This is a genomic window from Paraferrimonas sedimenticola (genome assembly GCF_002282855.1).
GTDB classification, from domain to species: Bacteria; Pseudomonadota; Gammaproteobacteria; order Enterobacterales; family Shewanellaceae; genus Paraferrimonas; species Paraferrimonas sedimenticola.
Genome location: NZ_NRIR01000001.1, coordinates 537020 through 557578, shown reverse-complemented (window position 1 = coordinate 557578; position 20559 = coordinate 537020). Strand labels below are relative to the sequence as shown.

At 48.8% G+C, this 20559-nt stretch carries 14 protein-coding genes; all 14 read left to right on the top strand.

All coding sequences use genetic code 11. The annotated features are described in order from the left end of the window. Window positions 1–17 precede the first annotated feature (17 nt). The 14 genes from infB (at window position 18) to CLC93_RS02260 (ending at window position 20503) form a co-directional block, all read left to right on the top strand. Entirely contained in the window at window positions 18–2693 is a 2676-nt protein-coding gene (infB, locus tag CLC93_RS02325; RefSeq protein WP_095504322.1) for a translation initiation factor IF-2, read from the top strand. 197 nt (window positions 2694–2890) lie between these two features. Next, window positions 2891–3319 carry a 30S ribosome-binding factor RbfA gene (gene rbfA / locus CLC93_RS02320; protein WP_095504321.1) on the top strand — a complete coding sequence of 143 codons (429 nt, stop codon included), beginning with the start codon at window positions 2891–2893 and terminating at the stop codon, window positions 3317–3319. A gap of 2 nt (window positions 3320–3321) precedes the next feature. Continuing rightward, complete coding sequence (gene truB / locus CLC93_RS02315; RefSeq protein ID WP_095504320.1) at window positions 3322–4275, top strand: tRNA pseudouridine(55) synthase TruB; 954 nt, start codon at window positions 3322–3324, stop codon at window positions 4273–4275. Between the two features lie 275 nt (window positions 4276–4550). Further along, window positions 4551–4820 carry a 30S ribosomal protein S15 gene (rpsO, locus tag CLC93_RS02310; protein ID WP_095504319.1) on the top strand — a complete coding sequence of 90 codons (270 nt, stop codon included), beginning with the start codon at window positions 4551–4553 and terminating at the stop codon, window positions 4818–4820. A gap of 159 nt (window positions 4821–4979) precedes the next feature. After that, the gene (locus CLC93_RS02305) at window positions 4980–7220 is read left to right on the top strand and encodes an Ig-like domain-containing domain (protein ID WP_095504318.1); all 2241 of its coding nucleotides are present in this window, start codon (window positions 4980–4982) and stop codon (window positions 7218–7220) included. A gap of 367 nt (window positions 7221–7587) precedes the next feature. Beyond that, complete coding sequence (locus tag CLC93_RS02300; protein WP_095504317.1) at window positions 7588–7947, top strand: DUF6249 domain-containing protein; 360 nt, start codon at window positions 7588–7590, stop codon at window positions 7945–7947. A gap of 9 nt (window positions 7948–7956) precedes the next feature. Next, entirely contained in the window at window positions 7957–8538 is a 582-nt protein-coding gene (locus CLC93_RS02295; RefSeq protein ID WP_095504316.1) for an RNA polymerase sigma factor, read from the top strand. 242 nt (window positions 8539–8780) lie between these two features. Continuing rightward, window positions 8781–9158, top strand: a complete 378-nt coding sequence (locus CLC93_RS02290) for a hypothetical protein (RefSeq protein WP_095504315.1) — start codon at window positions 8781–8783, stop codon at window positions 9156–9158. Between the two features lie 145 nt (window positions 9159–9303). Further along, on the top strand, window positions 9304–11394 hold the full coding sequence (pnp, locus tag CLC93_RS02285) for a polyribonucleotide nucleotidyltransferase (protein WP_095504314.1): 2091 nt from the start codon (window positions 9304–9306) through the stop codon (window positions 11392–11394). A gap of 125 nt (window positions 11395–11519) precedes the next feature. Next, window positions 11520–12440 carry a lipoprotein NlpI gene (nlpI, locus tag CLC93_RS02280; RefSeq protein ID WP_095504313.1) on the top strand — a complete coding sequence of 307 codons (921 nt, stop codon included), beginning with the start codon at window positions 11520–11522 and terminating at the stop codon, window positions 12438–12440. A gap of 269 nt (window positions 12441–12709) precedes the next feature. Next, on the top strand, window positions 12710–14896 hold the full coding sequence (locus CLC93_RS02275) for a S46 family peptidase (RefSeq protein WP_095504312.1): 2187 nt from the start codon (window positions 12710–12712) through the stop codon (window positions 14894–14896). Between the two features lie 447 nt (window positions 14897–15343). After that, window positions 15344–16291 carry a DUF4007 family protein gene (locus CLC93_RS02270; protein WP_169902765.1) on the top strand — a complete coding sequence of 316 codons (948 nt, stop codon included), beginning with the start codon at window positions 15344–15346 and terminating at the stop codon, window positions 16289–16291. A gap of 5 nt (window positions 16292–16296) precedes the next feature. Continuing rightward, complete coding sequence (locus CLC93_RS02265; RefSeq protein WP_141237330.1) at window positions 16297–19566, top strand: hypothetical protein; 3270 nt, start codon at window positions 16297–16299, stop codon at window positions 19564–19566. Further along, the gene (locus CLC93_RS02260; RefSeq protein ID WP_095504309.1) at window positions 19556–20503 is read left to right on the top strand and encodes a phosphoadenosine phosphosulfate reductase domain-containing protein; all 948 of its coding nucleotides are present in this window, start codon (window positions 19556–19558) and stop codon (window positions 20501–20503) included. The genes CLC93_RS02265 and CLC93_RS02260 overlap by 11 nt, the downstream gene beginning before the upstream one ends. The last annotated feature ends 56 nt before the right edge of the window (window positions 20504–20559 follow it).

Here is a 20559-nt window from a genome sequence, read left to right as displayed (position 1 = left end):
CGGAGGAATAAGTACCAATGGCAGTAAATACTGTAGAAAGCCTTGCCAAAGAAGTTGGCAAAACTGTAGATCGTCTTATCGAGCAATTCGACCAAGCAGGCATCAAGAAAAAGGCCACAGACACCGTGTCTGAGCCTGAAAAGCAACAGCTTTTGAAGTTTCTAACCGACCAACACGGCGGTGGTGAGACTGGTGCACCAAGCAAGATGACTCTAAAGCGCAAGACTCGCTCAACCCTATCGGTTGCCGGTTCTGGCGGTAAGCAAAAGAGCGTTCAGGTAGAAGTTCGCAAAAAGCGCACCTACGTGAAAGCCTCAGCGGTTGAAGCTCAGCAAAAAGCTGAAGAAGAAAAGCGTATAGCGGAAGAAGAAGCCGCTCGCGCCGCTGCTGAAGCCAAAGCGAAAGCCGAAGCAGAAGCCAAAGCGAAAGTAGAAGCTGAAGCTCGCGCCAAGGCGCAAGCCGAAGCCGATGCTAAAGCCAAAGCCGCAGCTAAGGCCAAAGCCGAAGCAGAAGCTGCAGCAGAAGCCGCTAAGAGCCCAGAGCAGCGTGCTGAAGAAGCCGCCAAGCGCGAAGAAGAAGAGCGCCTGCTAAAAGCTCAGGAAGAAGAACTCAAGCGCAAGGCCGAAGCCGAAGCGGCTGCCAAAGCCGAAGAAGCCAAGCGCCTTGCCGAAGAGAACGCCAAGCGTTGGGAAGAAGAAGAGAAGCGTCGTAAAGAAAGCGAAAAAGCTGACGTTCACTTGACCACTTCTTCATACGCTCGTGCCGCTGAAGACCAGCAAGACGCTGCCGAAGAAAAAGGCAATCGTCGCGGTCGCGGTCGTGGTGGTAAGAAAAAAGGCCAAGACAAGCGTCTGCAACGCGGTCGTGGTCGCGGTGCTAAGCAAGCCTCTGCCAACAACGCTCACGGCTTTAACAAGCCAGCAGCGCCAGTAACTCGTGACGTTCGCATCGGCGAAACCATCTCGGTTGCTGAACTTGCGCAGAAGATGGCAGTTAAAGCCACCGAAGTCATCAAAGCCATGATGAAAATGGGCTCTATGGTTACCATCAACCAGGTTCTGGACCAAGAAACTGCACAGCTAGTGGCAGAAGAAATGGGCCATAAAGTGGTTCTGACTCGTGAGAACGAGCTAGAAGAGCAAGTGTTGTCAGAGCGCGGCGAATCGAGTGCTGAGGGCGAGACTGAAAGCCGTGCACCGGTTGTGACCATCATGGGTCACGTTGACCACGGTAAGACCTCGCTACTGGATTACATCCGAGCGGCTAAGGTTGCCTCAGGTGAAGCCGGTGGTATTACCCAGCACATTGGTGCATACCACGTTGAAACCGACAACGGCATGATCACTTTCCTAGATACCCCGGGTCACGCCGCGTTTACCGCCATGCGTGCACGTGGTGCGAAAGCTACCGATATCGTTGTTCTGGTTGTTGCCGCAGACGATGGCGTAATGCCACAAACCATCGAAGCAATTCAGCACGCCAAGGCTGCTGAAGTACCGCTAATCATTGCGGTAAACAAGATGGATAAAGAAGAGGCGGATCCAGATCGCGTTAAAAACGAGCTGTCTCAGCACGAAGTTATCCCAGAAGATTGGGGCGGTGAGCACATGTTCGTTCACGTATCAGCCAAGTCTGGTATGGGTATCGACGAGCTGCTAGAGGGCATTTTGCTGCAATCTGAAGTTCTTGAGCTACAAGCGCCTAAGAACACCATGGCGGCCGGTGTAGTTATCGAATCTCGCCTAGATAAAGGTCGTGGTCCGGTAGCCTCTATTCTGGTTCAAGAAGGTACTCTGAAGCAGGGCGACATCGTTCTGTGCGGTCTAGAGTACGGCCGTGTTCGTGCGATGCGCGATGAAAACGGTAAGCAAATCACCGAAGCTGGCCCGTCTATCCCTGTGGAAATCTTGGGTCTGTCTGGCGTACCAAGCGCTGGTGACGAAGCCACTGTGGTTAAGGACGAGCGTAAAGCCCGTGAAGTTGCCCTGTATCGTCAAGGCAAGTTCCGCGACGTTAAGCTGGCCCGTCAGCAGAAAGCCAAGCTGGAGAACATGTTCTCTAACATGGCCGCTGGTGAGATTTCTGAGCTGAACGTAGTTCTGAAAGCCGACGTACAAGGCTCGCTAGAAGCGATTTCTGATAGCTTGACCAAACTGTCTACTGAAGAAGTTAAGGTCAACATCATTGGTCGTGGCGTAGGTGGTCTAACCGAGACCGACGCGACTCTGGCAGCAGCCTCTAACGCGATTCTGCTAGGCTTTAACGTACGTGCCGATGCACAGGCGCGTAAGGTTATCGACTCTGAGAACCTAGACCTTCGCTACTACTCAGTGATTTACGACTTGATTGACGAAGTTAAGCAAGCCATGAGCGGTATGCTAGCGCCTGAGTTCAAGCAAGAAATCATCGGTTTGGCTGAAGTACGTGACGTATTTAAGTCGCCTAAACTGGGAGCGATTGCCGGTTGTATGGTAGTTGAAGGCTTGGTTAAGCGTTCTGCACCAATCCGCGTACTGCGCGACAACGTGGTTATCTACGAAGGTGAGCTAGAATCACTTCGCCGCTTCAAAGACGACGTACAAGAAGTACGTAACGGTATGGAGTGTGGTATCGGCGTTAAGAACTACAATGACGTTAAAGTTGGCGACCAAATCGAAGTCTTCGAAACGGTTGAGGTGGCGCGTAGCCTGTAAGGGTTACACGCTGTCATTCCCGCGAAAGCGGGAATCCATCCGGTTGCTCGCTCGCAAACAGTGGGCGCCTCCGGAATAGCTTAACGAGCATCAAGCAGGGTGGCTTTACGCCACCCTTCATCCCCGTTTTCACGGGGATGACGTCTTTTTGGACGGTGGTCGTGTTGGTATACCGCCCATCGTGAATGAGGTTTCAAATGAGAGAATTCAGTCGTACTAAACGCGTAAACCAGCAGCTTCAACAAGAGCTGGCCATCGTATTACAGCGCGAAATCAAAGATCCGCGCGTGGGCATGGTGACCGTGAACGACGTCGAAGTATCTAAAGACTTAAACTACGCCAAGGTATTCGTAACCTTCTTCGAAGAAGATCAAAAGATCATCGACGAGAAGCTAGCCGCCTTGGAAAAAGCCTCTGGCTACATTCGTCGCCTAGTGGCAAGCCGCGTCAAAATGCGCGTCATGCCAGAACTGCGCTTCGAATACGACTCAACCTTGGTTGACGGTATGCGCATGTCGAACCTGGTCACCCAGATTGTTCGCCAGGACGAAGAAAAGCAGCAAGCCGCTGGTGGCAATGAAGACGCTGCTGATACTCAAGACCCGTCTGATGAGAAGGACGCGTAACTATGGGACGTCGTCGTAATCGCGGTCGTCTGGTCGACGGTATCGTTCTGCTAGACAAGCCTGTGGGCATTAGCTCTAACGATGCGCTGCAGCGTGTTAAACGCATTTACAACGCCAACAAGGCCGGCCACACCGGTGCTTTGGACCCGCTAGCCTCTGGCATGCTGCCACTGTGCTTGGGCGAAGCCACTAAATTTAGCCAGCACTTGCTCGATAGCGATAAGCGCTACGTAGTGACCGCCAAGCTTGGTGTGCGTACTACTACTTCTGACTCTGATGGTGAAGTGGTAAGCGAGCGTCCGGTGGAAGTATCTCAGGCGCAGCTCGATGAAGCGCTAGAGCAGTTTCGCGGTGACATTATGCAGGTGCCGTCGATGTACTCGGCGCTTAAGCACCAAGGACAGCCACTTTATAAGTACGCCCGCGAAGGCATCACCATTGACCGTCCAGCCCGTCCTATAACCGTGTTCGAATTGACCCTGCATCGCTTTGAAGGCGATGAAGTGGAAATGGAAGTACACTGCTCAAAGGGCACCTACATTCGCACTATCGTTGATGACTTGGGCGAAGCTTTGGGCTGTGGAGCCCACGTTACTGTGTTGCGTCGCACTCAGGTGGCCGGTTATCCGTACGAGCGTATGGTGACCATCGAGCAACTAGACGATTTGCTACAACAGGCACTGGCCGACGGCATTCCGCCAAAAGAGTTGCTGGACGACTTGTTGCTGCCAATGGATACCGCGGTCGCGGACCTCGAAGAGGTGAACCTTGACGAGATTTCTGGCAGTTACATCATGAATGGCAACCCAGTGCAGGCCAGCGGTGCGCCGATGGCGGGCAAAGTACGAATTACTGTAGGGGATGATCGCACCTTCGTTGGCATCGGTGAAATCGATGACGACGGCAATGTGGCCCCGCGTCGGCTGGTGGTTTTTCATGAGCAGCAGGGTGAATAGGCACGCCGCGAGCGTCATTGCCAAGCGGATGACCGTCATTCCCGTGAAAACGGGAATCCACCCAACCGCTAATTGCAACTGGCTAGATTCCCAATCAAGTTGGGAATGACAGACTTAAAAGCAAGGAATGACGCGCGTTAGGTAAGGCAATGACAGCCCTAAGGGAGAAATCCCAATTGCACCCTTGTGCCGTGAGCCGTTAGTCGCTAGAATACCGCCCTCTTCGAGCTGAGTTAGTGATTGGCCGAAGATTAATTGTTTTATTGGAGATTATTATGTCACTAAGTACTGAAGCGAAAGCGAAAATCTTGGCTGAGTTCGGCCGCGGCGAAAACGATTCTGGTTCTCCAGAAGTGCAAGTTGCCCTGCTGACTGCTCAAATCAACCACCTTCAAGGTCACTTCAAACAGCACATCCACGACTTCCACAGCCGTCGCGGTCTACTGCGCATGGTTTCTAGCCGTCGTAAGCTGCTTGACTACTTGAAGCGCAAAGACGTTGAGCGTTACCAAGCGCTGATCCAGAAGCTGGGTCTACGTCGCTAAGCGATACCAGTTTTATCGAGAAAGGCGCCTCTATGGCGCCTTTTTTGTTTTTTCCAACCCAGTTCACATTCTCTTATCTCTGTACAAAAGTTGGGCTAGATCATATTAGCCCTAGGTTATATAGTGCCGCGCAATATAACTCTCAAGTGGATCTGAACCATGCGTGCTCGCTCTTCAAACGCTTTTCAAAGCGTTTTTTTATTGTTGGTTGTTAGCCTTCTGACCTTGAATGGCTGTAGCAGTCCCAGTTCAAAGCCGGCACCATTAGTCGCCACCATTTCGGGTCCTTCGCAGGCCATCATCGGTCAGTTAAGCGAGTATCGCGTTGCGGTTCAAGGTGTGCCAGAAGACCAACTGCACAACTACAGCTTTCAATTGGTTCAAACTTCTGGCCCTCAAGTTAAGTTGTATCAGAACAACAATGTATTTGCTTTTGTCGGGCAGGACGACATGGACAACCAGCACATTACTTTGTCCGCGACTGTCTCTCGAGGGGGTAACACCAGCGCTCCGGTTCAGAAAAACGTTCGTATCTACAACCACATCAAAGCCACCCAAGACGGCGAGCGCGCTTCCTTTGCCAGTTGGGCGTTGATCAATGTGTTGTCGCGTGGAGCCACACTTGCTAGTGAATTGGTTATTGAAACTCATCAGCCTGAATATCAGGCCACGGTGAACTGTCGATACGGCGGTCAGCGCATTACCAGTATGCTCACTCCCGAGCGCAGTTTTCCAGCGACCGCAGGCGATAAGCTTCAAGTGGAGTTCCAGCAATGCGTAGAAGTGAACACTGGTATCGAAGGTGAGGTCAATGGTCGTATAGAGATCGACATCGAGCAGCTTGAGACCGGTGATACTGAACTGGTGAAAGCCAAGGTAACCGCGACCGAGTTTGAAAACGGCAGTCACAGCCGCGCGTTTGTCGATGGCACCTTTTCCTGGGAGTTTGAGCGTCAGTTTGAAGGGCTTTCTGTCACTACTTCCGTGCAACAGCTCAACATGACTCAAGACAAGACTGAGCTGTTTCAGGCGTCGGACTTCACGGTTGAGCAATCGCAGAACTATCGCAGCGCCAAGTTCCAGATCAACGCTCGCGGCACTATCAAGGATATGCGCAGTGGTGATGAGTTGAAGTACACCCAAGAAGTGCCGTGGGGCGGGCGTATGGGAATGTATCCACACACTGGACGAGCCTCATTAGAATCGCAAAATCTGTATCCACTAGTTTTGAAGGCCAATGCCGAGTCCAACACCAACGATATGACTTTAGAGCATGCGGGCCATGAATCCTCATTGTATTGGGGGCACCTTGCGAGTCCATCACTGTGGATGCTGGCTCGAAAAGGCTACTACCAAGTGGTTTCTTATCGCGCAAATGCGCTGTTTAGGGTAGGTGCGCACCCGACTGTAAATTTCGAAGACTTGTCGCCCGCGGATCCTATCGTGATTCTGTACTCGAGCCCATTGGCAAGCGCGAGTGCGCGCTCCAACGAATTCATTCCAGTAGCCAGTGGCGAGCCGCCTGTGCCTTTCACGACTCGAATCAATGGCGGCATGTTAGAGCTTGTACCAGAAACGCCGCTAACACCTGGGCTTGAGTATCAAGTGAATCGCCTAGAGGCGGTTGCCGCAGACATAGATGCAAGTAATACCGTCACTCGTCACTTCATAGTACGAGATACTGTGGTGGCTAGACCTTTGGCCTCGAGTTTAGTGTACAAAGCGGGTGACAAGATCACTTTGAACGCTAGTCGTTCCTCTGCCAAGCGCGGTCGCCAAATGAACTTCGAATGGTCACACGTTAAAGGCCCTAAAGTTGCGATTGCTCAACCGAATTCGGCGACTACTGAAGTGGAATTTGGCGAGGATGCCAGCGAATCAGTATTCGTTCGACTTGCTGCGAGTAACGAATTTAAAGACCAAGCATTCGCCGAAGTCGAGTTCTTTCCTCAGCCGGTGACACCGAGCTATCTGGCATTTCGCAGTGAGCCAAATGAGCCGATTATTCGAAATCACAATGGGATCCGCACCAATCACACCTCGCATTTTGACCCTGGACTAGGTGGAGAAAACAGAAACGGCGCGTCGATTCGAGTATTTGCTGGTAGCGAGAGTTTCCGCGTTTCGATTGGAGCACCGACTGGTGAAGAGTTACAGGTTAAGCATTACCCCAATGCCAACAACAGCGGCGCAGTAGTGAAAGAGCAGCCTTTTCTTGAGTTTTCTGGTCTGGGTAATAGCTGCAGTAAAACCACCGGTGATTTTGAAGTGAAGGAAATAGCCTTTGGCGAAGGCAATCAGCTGGAACGCTTGTCGGTTCACTTTACTCAATACTGCACGTCTTATCCTGATAGCGCGTTGCAAGGGCAGTTGTACTTTAATACCAACCAAGGCAACTAAAGTTACTTTGTTTGAGGCGGTCTTTAAGGCCGCTTTTTTGTGGTTGTTGTACGCAATTTGCTACTGCTGTCATCCTCAGTTTGCTACTGCTGTCATCCTCAGCTTGACTGGGGATCTACCCAACAGCGAGTAGCAACTGGCTAGATTCCCAATCAAGTTGGGAATGACAAGCTGGGAGTTTGGAATGACAAGGTGGGAGTTGGGAATGACAAGGGAGGAGTTGGGAATGACAAGCGGGGCGTGAAGTGGGGAACGACGGCGTCGGGGAGCTAGAATCGCCCACCCAAAACTTTTTTGCCTGCTAGTGCATCCAAATGGCAAGCTTACTGTGTCTAGGTAAGTAAGTTGCTAAAAAGGAAAACAACGGATGCAAATCGAACTCGTACCTATCATCTTATTTATCTGTATCACCACAGTGATTTGGGGATACTTTCACTTCTCTGCTAAGGCCAAAGCGGAGCAGCATAAGACCATTCAAAAGCTGATTGAAGCGGGGCAGGCGTTATCGCCGGAACTGCTAGAGCAGCTAGCCACTACCAAAAAGAACGACGGCATGGGCGATTTGTTTCGCGGTCTGTTGTCCGTATTCATGGCGGTAGCACTGTACATCTTCGGTATGTATGGCGCTGAGGCCAAAGAGCTGGCCATGATTGCCATGTTCCCTCTAGCGATTGGTCTGGCTTATCTGATTTTGTACTGGCTGCGCTCTCGTAAAGCACAGGACTAGTTATCGACAATGGCTGTTACGCCACTGGACAACGAAGCGCAATGGATTGCCTTGGCCGCTAATGGACGCGATGCCAAGGCCTTTGGCGTACTGGCCAAACACTATCAGCAGGCGTTGCGCCAATACTGTCGGCGTTTGTGTAAAAACCAATGGGCCGATGCCGATGACCTGGCCCAAGACACTCTGATAAAGGCCTTCGACAAGTTAGCCAGCTTTCGAGGCGAGGGCAGTTTGCAAGACTGGCTGTTTAAGATTGCCTACTTTGAGTACTTGAACAAGCTGCGACAGCAAAAGCCGTTGCAACCTTTTGACGAGCAGAGTGTGTCTAATACTCAAGACAGCCCAAGTAGCGATGGTGGCATGGCGGGCGCTGAGGCCACACGAGATCTCGAGCGAGCCATGACCCAGTTATCTACGGAACAGCGCGCCTGTTTGACCTTGCACTTCGCCTTTGGCTATAGCCATAGCGAAATCAGCAATCAGTTAGAGATGCCTCTGGGCAGTGTAAAGAGTCACATCACTCGAGCAAAAACTCGATTGACTGAACTGTTGCAGCAAAAGGTGCGTATAGCAGTGGACAGTGTTGCTTGAAACAGCCCAGAGGCTAGTCGAAAGGGCCATTAACACGGCGAAAACCTGGCAGGTAACATGACCTGTAACTCGGTGAGAAACCTAGCAGCTAGAAAGGCCTGCACAAAGCCGATATGACATGAGATAAGGCCAGCAATACGGCAACGAACCGAACACCAGATAGGGCTTGTGACAGCCCTAAACTCCGCGCCCAAACCGGTGCGAAACGAGAGCGTTAAGAGAGAGCGTTAAGAGAGAGCGTTATGAAAGAGCTAGACCAGTTACTCAGCCAAGAGCTAGCGCCGATTGAAGACCACGGCTTTAGCCAACGTGTGGTGACCCGCATTCAAGTGCGCCAGCAAACCACCCGCTGGGGTATGGCGACAATTGCGCTAATTAGCTGTTTTTCTGCGCTATTTTGGCTGCCGTTAGGGCAGTGGGCGACATTGCTAAGCGGCAGCTTGAGCCGTCTGAGCGAAGCGCTAACCCTAGCCATGCCTAAATACCTAGGCGTTTCACAAACTGGCGTAGCCGAAAGCTTGACCAGCTCAATGAGCGTCAGTTGGTTGAGCTGGCTGGTGGCTATTTTGGCCGTAGCGGCGTGTTTTGCTCTGAAAACCAGCGACGAATCTAGCCTCTAACTACCGATTTCCCATAGGTATCTAACCAGTTGCGCCTCGTCTAATAAGCGAGGCGCTTTTTTTGGCTGTCACTATCTTTTCAAGGTGGTTAGCGTATACTATGCCACGAATTTTTAAGAAATAAGTTGATGAAGGAATTGGTAAAGTGAATCCAATCGTAAAAAGTTTTGAGTACGGCTCGCATACAGTAACCCTAGAAACCGGCGTGATGGCACGCCAAGCCGATGCAGCAGTACTTGCAAGTATGGGAGACACTACAGTGTTGGTCACTGTAGTGGGCAAAAAGGAAGCCGATCCGACTAAAGGTTTCTTCCCGCTAACCGTTAACTATCAAGAGAAGGCCTACGCGGCCGGTAAAATCCCAGGTGGTTTCTTCAAGCGTGAAGGCCGTCCGGGTGAAGAAGAAACTCTGATCGCTCGTCTGATCGACCGTCCTATCCGTCCTCTATTCCCTGACGGTTTCAAAAACGAAGTTCAAGTGGTTATCACCGTGGTATCGGTTGACCCACAAATCCAGCCTGACATCGTATCTATGATTGGTACTTCTGCAGCGCTGTCTATCTCTGGTATCCCATTCAATGGTCCAATCGGCGCCGCTCGCGTTGGTTATGACAACGGCGAATACGTCCTAAACCCGTCGGCTGACGCCTTAGCAGTTTCTAAGCTGGATCTAGTGGTTGCTGGTACCGACAGTGCGGTATTGATGGTTGAGTCAGAAGCTGAGCGTCTGCCTGAAGACGTGATGCTAGGTGCGGTTGTTTACGGTCACGAGCAAGGGCGCAAAGTAATCAATGCTATCAGCGAGTTTGCTGCTGAAGCTGGTAAGCCACGTTGGGACTGGACTGCTCCTGCTAAGAACGAAGACCTAGCTGCCAAGGTTAAAGCACAAGCCGAGCAAGGCCTGAAAGACGCTTACACCATTAGCACCAAGTCTGAGCGCTACGAGCGTGTTGGCGAAGTAAAAGCCGCTGCTATCGAAGCGTTGACCGCTGCTGACGAGACTCTGGACGCTGGCGAAATCTCTGGCGCGCTAAGCTCGCTAGAAAAACAAGTGGTACGTACCCGCGTTGTTGCTGGTGAGCCACGCATCGACGGTCGCTCGCCTGACATGGTTCGCGCTCTGTCTGTATTGGCTGGCGTTCTACCACGTACTCACGGTTCAGCACTGTTCACCCGCGGTGAAACTCAGGCGCTAGTAACTGCGACTCTAGGTACCGAGCGTGACGCACAGATGATTGACTCAATCACTGGCGAGCGCACTTCTCGCTTCATGCTGCACTACAACTTCCCTCCATATTGTGTGGGTGAAACTGGCATGATGGGCTCACCTAAGCGTCGTGAAATCGGCCACGGTAAGCTAGCTAAGCGCGGTATCCAAGCGGTTATGCCAAGCATCGAAGAATTCCCGTACACAGTACGTCTGGTATCGGAAATCACCGAATCTAACGGTTCTTCTTCTATGGCTTCTGTGTGTGGCTCTTCACTGGCTCTGATGGACGCTGGTGTGCCAATTAAGGCTTCTGTAGCGGGTATCGCTATGGGTCTGGTTAAAGAAGGCGACGATTTCGTTGTTCTTTCTGACATCCTAGGCGACGAAGACCACTTGGGCGACATGGACTTTAAAGTAGCCGGTACCCGTGACGGTATCACCGCGCTACAGATGGACATCAAGATCGAAGGTATTACTCAGGAGATCATGCAGATCGCTCTGAACCAAGCCTACGGTGCGCGTATCCACATCCTAAACGTTATGGATAGCGCAATTGACGGTGCTCGTGAAGAATTGTCTGACCACGCACCTCGCATCACCACCATCAAGATCAACCCTGACAAGATCCGTGACGTTATCGGTAAAGGCGGCGCCAACATCCGTGCTCTGACCGAAGAGACCGGCACCACCATCGAAATCGATGACGACGGTACTGTTAAGATTGCTTCTACCGACGGCGACGCGTCTCGCTTGGCGGTATCTAAGATCGAAGCCATCACTGCCGACGTAGAAGTGGGTAACATCTACAAAGGTAAAGTGGCTCGTATCGTAGACTTCGGTGCGTTTGTGAACATCCTGCCGGGTAAAGACGGTCTGGTACACATCTCGCAAATCGCTGAAGAGCGCGTATCGGCAGTATCTGATCACCTAGAAGTGGGTCAGGAAGTCGACGTGAAAGTGATGGAAGTTGACCGTCAAGGCCGCATCCGTCTATCTATGAAAGAAGTGGCTGCTAAAGCCGAGTAATTTCATGGAACTCGCGACTAAAGCGACTGTCTGAAAAAAAGGGGAGCCCATGGGCTTCCCTTTTTGCTACTATCAGACTTTGCACCTGAGTTTCCTTCGGTCCTTGGCGACAATTGAGAACAAATATGAGCTTTTACAAAGGCTTGAGCGCTGCTCTTGTAGCGCTGGCTATTAGCGGCTGCGCCGCCACCTCTTCGACAACGCAAAACGATGAAGATCGTCTGCTGCCTTTAGTGGTTCCCGCTAGCATCAATTACAAAAACGAGCTGCAGCTGGCTCGCCTCAACGAAATGCTGCACTCCGACGAACTGGACCAAAACCAGCGTGTGCGCTTTATGTACGAGCGCGGCGTGCTGTATGACCGTTTAGGCCTGCGTACCATGGCGCGCCTGGACTTCCACCAAGTGGTCAAAATTGCCCCTGACTTGGCGGACGCTTATAACTTTATCGGCATCTACTTCACTCAAGACCGTGAATTTAGCTCGGCCTTTGAAGCCTTTGATGCGGTATTGGAGTTGGCGCCTGAGTACGACTACGCCTATCTCAATCGAGGCATAGCGCTGTACTACGCCGACCGTGTCGACCTGTCGGTTGAAGACATGACCAAGTTCTTAGAATTCCAACCGGCCGATGGTTATCGCGCGCTGTGGTTGTACCTCGCAGAGTCGAAGAAAGACGAAGCGGCGGCGATGGCGAATCTTATCGAGAACCGCAAAGCGCTAGATACTAACAAGTGGGATGCAGCAATTGTGGATCGGGTGCTGGGTAAAATTAACACCGACGAGCTGTTTACCTTGGCCAAGAAAGACCTAACTTACCCCAATCAGTTTGCCGAGCGCATGTGCGAGGCCTATTTCTACTTGGGTAAACTCGAGCAAGCCAAGGGCAACTACAAAAACGCAGTTAACCTGTTCAAGCTAACCCTGGGTACCAATGTGCACGACTTCGTCGAGTACCGTTACGCTCGCATCGAGCTTGAGAATATCCGCAACGAGCTGGCCGAGAAATTCGCCAAGCTACGCGCAGAACGCGCCGAACAAATCTAGTCTCACCCTTTAGAACCAGTATCCACAGGTATTTTCGCCTGTGGATACAATTCCCTATAAATCCCAACCACTTAGCGCAACCCCAAAAATAGGGGACAGTCCCCTGTGTGCAGTTTTGTTAAATCTGGGGGTAAGTGGTCAATTTATGAGTCATATCAACGCCTTTTTGGTGGCGTAATACCCTGAAACATTCCCAGTTTTACACTTTATTAAAATTCACGCATACTGCCTGCACTAAAAAAACAATCCAATTGAAAAGGCAGATTTCAATGAAAAAACCTTCCGTACTTGCTCTTGCCCTAGGTGCAGGACTTGCGCTTAGTGGCACAATCAGTGGAGAGGTACAAGCCGACGAAGGCATGTGGCAACCGCATCAACTGCCGGGTATTGCCGACAAGCTAAAAGACGCTGGTCTTAAACTAGACCCGAAAGACCTGACCGATCTGACCGGCTTCCCAATGGGCGCCATCGTTTCTCTTGGTGGCTGTACCGCGTCTTTCTTGTCCGACAAAGGTTTGGTGGCGTCCAACCACCACTGTGTTTATGGCTCGATTTCCTACAACTCGACCGAAGACAACAACCTGCTGAAAAACGGCTTCTTGGCTAAAAACTACAGCGAAGAGTTGCCAGCGGCACCGGGTAGCCGCATTTACGTCACCGAAGAAATCACCGAAGTAACCGACAAAGTCACTGCCGGCATCGTTGATGGCATGAGCGGCTCTGAGCGCTACGACGCGGTCGACAAGAACTCGAAAGCCTTGGTAGCCGAGTGTGAAAGCGATGACCGCTACCGTTGCTCTGTGGTTAACTTCCACGGTGGCCTTGAGTACTTCCTATTCAAACAACTGACCATTCGCGACGTGCGTTTGGTACACGCGCCAGCTTCAAGCATTGGTAAGTTCGGTGGTGATACCGATAACTGGATGTGGCCTCGTCACACCGGTGACTACGGCTTCTATCGCGCCTACGTAGGCAAAGACGGCCAACCAGCGGACTACTCAGAAGACAACGTGCCATACGAGCCTAAGCATCACTTGAAAGTAAGCAAAGCCTCGGTAAAAGACGGCGACTTCTTAATGGTTCTAGGCTACCCAGGTCGCACCAACCGCTATCGCACCGGCCTTGAAGTGGACAACACCTTTAACTGGTCGTATCCAAACGCCAAGGTGCTGCGCGAAGACCTGATTAACATCATCGACACTCGCACCGAGCCTGGCTCAGACGAAGCGCTAGCCTACGCCTCAACTCGCGCTGGCTTGGCCAACTACGCCAAGAACTTTGGCTCGATGATTGAAAGCTACAACAAGGGCAACCTACAAGCTAAGAAAACCGAGCTAGAAGCTAACTTGGCGAAGTGGATTAGTGCGGATGAAGATCGCTTGGCTCGCTACGGCAATGCGCTGAATGGGCTTAACGACCTGATTAAGCAAGACATGGCCACCCAAGAGCGCGATTTGTACCTGAGCTACATGGGTTACTTGTCGCTAAAATCAGCCGCTGAGCGTCTGTATCGCTTGTCGATTGAAAAAACTAAGGCCGATGCGGATCGTAAGCGCGGTTACCAAGAGCGCGACATGGCTCGCTTCGAGCAAGGTCTTAAGCGCGTTGAGCGTCGCTACGTGGCGGACATCGACAAGGCGTTCTTCAAGCACTTGCTGACCCAATACGCAGCATTGCCACAAGACCAACGCCTAGCGTCTATGGACAAGTTCTTTGGCCTAAACAAAGGTCTGAACGAAGCCAAGCTAGACAAGCAATTGGACAAGATGTACGCCAAGAGCGAGCTAGGTAGCTTTGAAGCACGCAAAGCCTGGATGGAGAAATCCACTGCAGACTTTGAGAAGAGCAAAGACCCATTCATCCAGCTAGCCGTAGCCACTTACGCCGAGCGCAAAGCCATGGAAGAAGCGGGTGAAGAGCTGTCGGGTAACATTCAGGCCTACCGTCCTAAGTTCATGGAAGCCCTGATTGCTTACTACAAAGACAACAATCTGCCGGTATACGCAGATGCGAACTCAACGCTTCGTGTGACCTACGGTAACGTGAAAGGCTACAGCCCGCACGATGGTGCGACCATGCTGCCGTTCACTACCCTAAACGGCATCATCCAAAAGTACACCGGCGAAGGTGAGTTTGACTCGCCACAAAAGCAACTGGACCTGATTAAAGCCAAGCAATACGGCCCGTACGTCAGCAAAGAGCTGAACTCAGTGCCGGTTAACTATCTGGGTACGTTGGACATCACTGGTGGTAACTCAGGTTCGCCAACCCTGAATGACAAGGCGGAGTTTGTTGGCCTGGCGTTTGATGGCGTGTACGAGTCAATCATTGGCGATTGGGATTACGACCCTGAGCTTAACCGCTCAATCCACGTGGACGTGAAGTACATGCTGTGGGTGATGGAGTACGTTGACGGTGCGACTAACCTGATTGAAGAGATGGATATTGTTGAGTAGGGAGTTTGGCGGGCTGCACCGTCATCCAACGAAATCTCAGGCAGTTGTTCCCACGACACTCTTAGGTGTCATTCTCACGGAAGAGGGAATCTAGCTACTAGCGAATTGAAAAGCCGAAGCATTTTTGCTTCGGTTTTTTGCTATACGAAGAGCTGGGCTTGCTTGGTGCGAGAACATGGAGTTCCTTTCTAGCGCAGTCCAAAGAATGAAATAGCGAGTGATACAATCTAGCCTAAGCTATGAGTGACTGGATACTATCGCATGTGATATGTGGACGAGATTAAAGCCGCCCTGGAAGGCGACTACCTCTATCTAAATTGGAGGAGTAGGCGGATGTGTTTATGTCGAATTCATATTACAATGTCTGATTATTTTGATTCTAAGTAGTCTTTGAGAGCCTAACATGTAGGGCTCAATGAGGCTGCATCGCAAGGCAGGCGCTAAATTTTGGAAGAGTTTAAAGGTCGATTTTCAGGACATCAGACGTTTCCGCTCAGATACGGTTGGCTTTATAAGTATGTTGATACTGCAGAGACGCTGCCTCTCGAAGGCGATGAAGCCTGTTCAAAAACGAGTACTAAAGCTTCGCGGGAAGATCTTATGGTTCGATGGGGGGTCGGTAAAAATATGGTCGACGCCATCAAATATTGGGCGAAGCAGGCTAATGCCAATGTTGTAAATTCGAATTACAAACAAATTCATGACGTAGATCCTTATTTAGAATCTTTGTCATCTATTTGGCTTTTACATTGGGAGTTGTGCAAAAATTATACTGAGCTAAATTCTTTTAGGGTTTTCTTTAGCTATTACAATGGCTTGCAGGTTTCTAAAGAGTCGTATCTGGAGTTTATGAAACAACTCTGGGACAAAGAACACTTTTTGGAGAACGCTGAAAAAGGTTCTCTTGTTAAACTTCCGAGCGATGGGTCGTTGAAAAAAGACATTGCAGTATTGTTTCAGACTTTCTCAAAGCCGCTTCAAAGAAAAGCTTCAGAAGATTCATTTTTATCTCCTCTTACTGAACTTGGCCTAATCAAGCCTCTGGATCGCAGTACTTTCATATGTGAGCTCGAGTATCGGCATAGTCTTAGTGACGACGTGTTTTTGTTTGCCACTTTGGAATACTTGTCCAAAGTCTTTAGTGAACCTGAAGCCGCTTCAACGATTTCATTTGACCACTTTCTTACCAGCCCAGGGAGCCCAGCCAGGGTATTCAGATTGTCTCAGTCTGAGCTCGAGCAGCGTCTCTCCATGGTCGAAGAACGCACAGCACATGGAGTTGGCTGGACGGATACGCAAGGTCTCCGACAAATACAGGTTGCTGATAAAGAAGCTTTTTCTCCTGTAAAAATTCAGATGGTATTAGATAAAATTCTTTCCAAGGCTCGTAAGTAACTACTATGACTGCATTATCCAATCTGATTTCAGTTAACGTTCGCTATCAGCGTTCCACTCGAATAGACTCAGACCTTGACCAAGAGGGAAAGTTTTTTAACGGCTTAGTATTTCACGGTACAGCTGAACATTGCTTAAATACTTTGATCGACAACTATTCTCAGGCAAGCCGTCGAGCATTTACAGTTACTGGTCCTTACGGCTCAGGTAAATCAACAATAGCGTTGCTTCTAGCTGGCTTATTGTCCAGTCAGGAAAAGGTATCAAGCACCGCAAAAAGGATAGTTGGAAAGAACTTCTGGGAAAGGTTTAATTCCGCGCTTCCTGTTGGTCGTGGATGGTTTGTTGTTAAATGTGTATGCGATTTCGAAGACCCTATATCTGCGATATGGCGGGCTGTCGCGGAAGATGCGAAAAGAGAGCATATCGTACTTTCTGACATTTCGACTCCGAATTCAACAAAAGAGCTGTTAAAAGCGATAAAGCTTTTAAATTCGTTGGTTGAGAAAAGTGGCTATAGCGGCACTTTAATACTCTTGGATGAGATGGGTAAATCGCTAGACTTCCTTAACACCAAGAACTTCGATCTTCAACTGTTTCAAGAAATTGCTGAGTGTGTCGAACGTCTACCGTTTCCAACCATGATCGTTGGCTTTTTGCATCAGGCATTTAGTGAATATGCACAAGGGCAAACACAAAAGGTTAGAGACAGCTGGGCAAAAGTTCAAGGTAGATACACAGACCTGCTATTTAATGTATCTGAGGACGAAACGGTTACGCTACTTGGAAATAGCATCGTAAAATCAGAGGCGTACAAAGCTCAAAACTCTGTGGTGAAAAGTGTCTTAGATTGTTGCGAGCGCGTAGCTTTGACCTCTAACTTGAAAATCGCTGAGAAGCTCTTCCATTGCTTGCCTTTGCATCCATTATCAGCATTACTTTTAGGGCCTATATCCAAAAGAAGGTTTAGCCAGAACGAGCGCAGTACATTCAGCTTTTTGAGCTCTTCTGAGTCGAAGGGCTTTCAGGACTTTTTAAAGCACACGAGCTCTGAAGAGCAGCACCTTTATTTGCTATCTGATCTTTTCGATTATTTATCTAGCAATTTAGATCATTTAATTATGTCTTCTCCTGATGCAAGAGTCTGGGCAGAAGCTAAAGATGCAGTTGAAAGAGCAGAATTACGCTTCGGATACTCTGCTGTGAGGTTAGTCAAAACAATAGCTTTATTGAATGTATTTGGGCGACGCTCAGGACTCTATCCTTCTAAGAGCCTGTTAATTCATTCATTTGACAAACCAATCGAAGAACAAGATTTAGATTTAGAACTAAAAGCACTGGTTGATGCGAAAATTTTGATCTTTAGAGGGCATGTTAATTCGTATGCGGTATTTGAAGGTAGCGATGTAGATATAGATGAGGAACTTGAGTTGTTCCGCAATAAACACTTAGATAGTGAAGGGTGGAAAGCATACCTCAAGGAACATCATGAGCAAGTTATTGCGAAACGACACTACCATGAAACCGGATCGTTAAGGTGGGTGGCTAGGATCATCGAGACAGATATTTTTGACGAAAGAACGTTCAACAAGTCATACAGCCTCAACTCATCTCAGTTTTCCGCATTTGTGCTGCTAACAAAAGGTTGTGCAAGGAAACACTCTATCAGCAATACAGGACTGGTCTTTGGTTCTTGTGAAGTATTGCTAGAAGAGCTGATTCATTGCATAAACGAATTGCTTGGACTCAAGTTTATTTCTGAGCAAAACGCTAACGTTCAGCATGATAGAATTGCTCGAAGAGAAATAGAAACACGCTCGGGAGTGTTGAAATTAGAGTTGGATAAACTCGTTGAACGAATGTTCGAAGAAGCTAGCTGGTTTTGCAGAGGAGAATTGTTTAGCGCTGCTTCTTTGTCAAGACTTGCAAGTGATCTTGCAAGTGAGAAGTATAAACACTCTCCGATTCTTAGGAATGAACTTATTAACCGAGTGAAACCTTCGGGTACGGCAATAGCGGCTAGAAACAAGCTCATGCACCGTATGGTTGGTTCCTATAAATGCTCTGATAAAGATAACACAACTTATCTAAAATATGCGACGAAAGATAGGCTGGGAATTGATAAAACCCCTCCTGAATACTCGATGTACCAGACCTGTCTTAAGCAGATGGGGCTACACAATAAACTCGACGGTGGGAGTGACTTTGGTTTTCAAGTTCCTCCGAAAGGCAGTCCACTGTCATATGCGTGGAAATCGGCCCTTAATTTGGTTGTCTCCCAAAAGGAAAGAGTTGTTACTCTCAAGGAGATTAAAAACCTTTGGGGCTCAGCTCCATTTGGAATTTCGGCAGGCGTTACTCCTATTTGGTTGTTAGCATTTGCTATTTCTAATGTAGATTGTCTTGCTTTCTATGATAAGGACGTAACTGGGGAATTCGTTTTCATAACGGAACCGGATGAAGAATTCGCAGTTAAAGTCGCTCGTTCTCCTGAGCAGGTAGCTGTTCGATATTTTGAATCAAACCCAGAATTAAGTATTTATTTCAATGCCTTGGATAGACTCATCGAAAGCGATAGTCAAGAGAATAATCCACTTACAGTTGCACAAAACTATGTAAGATTTTTGTCTATGCTATCGCCTTACACGAAACATACCGTAACACTTACAGACAATGCTAAAAGTTTTAGAGCCCTAGCTTCGAGAGCAAGTGATCCGAATAAGTTTTTGTTGGAAGATTTACCGGATATTTTCGAAGTTGAAGCAAGAGAGCAAGTTGTCGAAGAAGTCAGGGAAATAGTTGGTGAGCTAAGGAGGACACACAAACAATTGTTACAAAGGTTCTTAAAAGAGGTAGAAGATTCTCTCGGTAGTCTTGACGAACAACAGATCGAAAACGCTCAAAAGGTTGAGAACTATACTGCGGACTCGTCGCTAAAAACTTTCGCTCGAAGGCTAACTGAGTGGAAGAAAAGTAATGAGTTGGAGTGGGTTTCGTCAATAATATCCTTTTTATCTGGTAAAGCAGAAAGAAATTGGACAGATTCCTCAGTAGAAAAGGCAAACTCTGAACTAGTAAAATATGCAGAGCGATTCAGGCAGGCAAGCTATTTTGCCAATCGAACCAGTTTTGATAGTTCGAAGTTTGAAGGTAAAAATCACTCTATAGTAAATCAGCAGATAGGCAATCTACTATCTAAGTATACGGAAGAAGAACAGACAGTAATTCTGCAAAAACAGTTTGATCTTATTTGGGGAGTAAAGAATGACAGCTAACGGCAAACAACTTCATGTTCTTGGTCTGTCGGGTGGGAAAGATAGCGCTGCATTAGCTATTTATATGCGTGATAAACACCCAGAAATAGATATGACATACTACTTTACTGATACTGGTAAAGAACTTCCTGAGGTCATAGAGTTTGTTAACAGACTCGAGGGATATATAGGTAAAAAGATCATAGACCCTTACGAGGAAATTAGTCGTTCGAACAGAGAGAAGAAAGATTTCGACTACTGGTTGAAACAACATAATAATTTTCTTCCTTCACCTCAAAGCCGCTGGTGCACTATTCAAATGAAGCTGGTTCCATTTGAGAAATGGGTGCAGTCCTATTTAGATGATGGGTATGAAGTGATTACCTACGTAGGTATCCGCTCCGATGAGCCTTACCGAGAGGGCTATCAAGTCACTGCAAACAAGAAAATAAAGGTTCGTATGCCGTTTCGAGAAGATAGTATTGACTTACAAGGCGTAAAAGAAATTCTTCAGCAGGCTGATTTGTTTTCGGATACTGAAGAAGCAAAAAGTAATCCTAATTCAGCCCAGGCCAAAGGGCTACCCGGTTATTATGAGTGGCGTTCGAGAAGCGGATGCACTTTCTGCTTTTATCAAAGAAAGATTGAGTGGGTAAGACTCAAAGAGCGATATCCAGAAGCTTTTGAAGAGGCGAAGAGATACGAGAAGACTGCTGAAGATGGTCGGGATGATGGAGTTTTCTATTGGCTCGGAAAAGATACACCGCTTTCTTCTTTAGAAGCACCTGAGCGTGTTGAGCAAATCAAGAAAGAACATCAAAGAAAGAAAGAGCGGTTTCTCAAAAGAAAACGAATTAACGTGCTCCAAGTAAATACACTGGATATCGATAGAGATCACATGGACGAAATTTATGACCAACAGGAAGGCGGGGGGGCTTGTATCACTTGTTATAAATAAACACTACTGGTTACTGGTCTTTAACAGCCGGACGATATTGAAGCTTACCTGTCAGT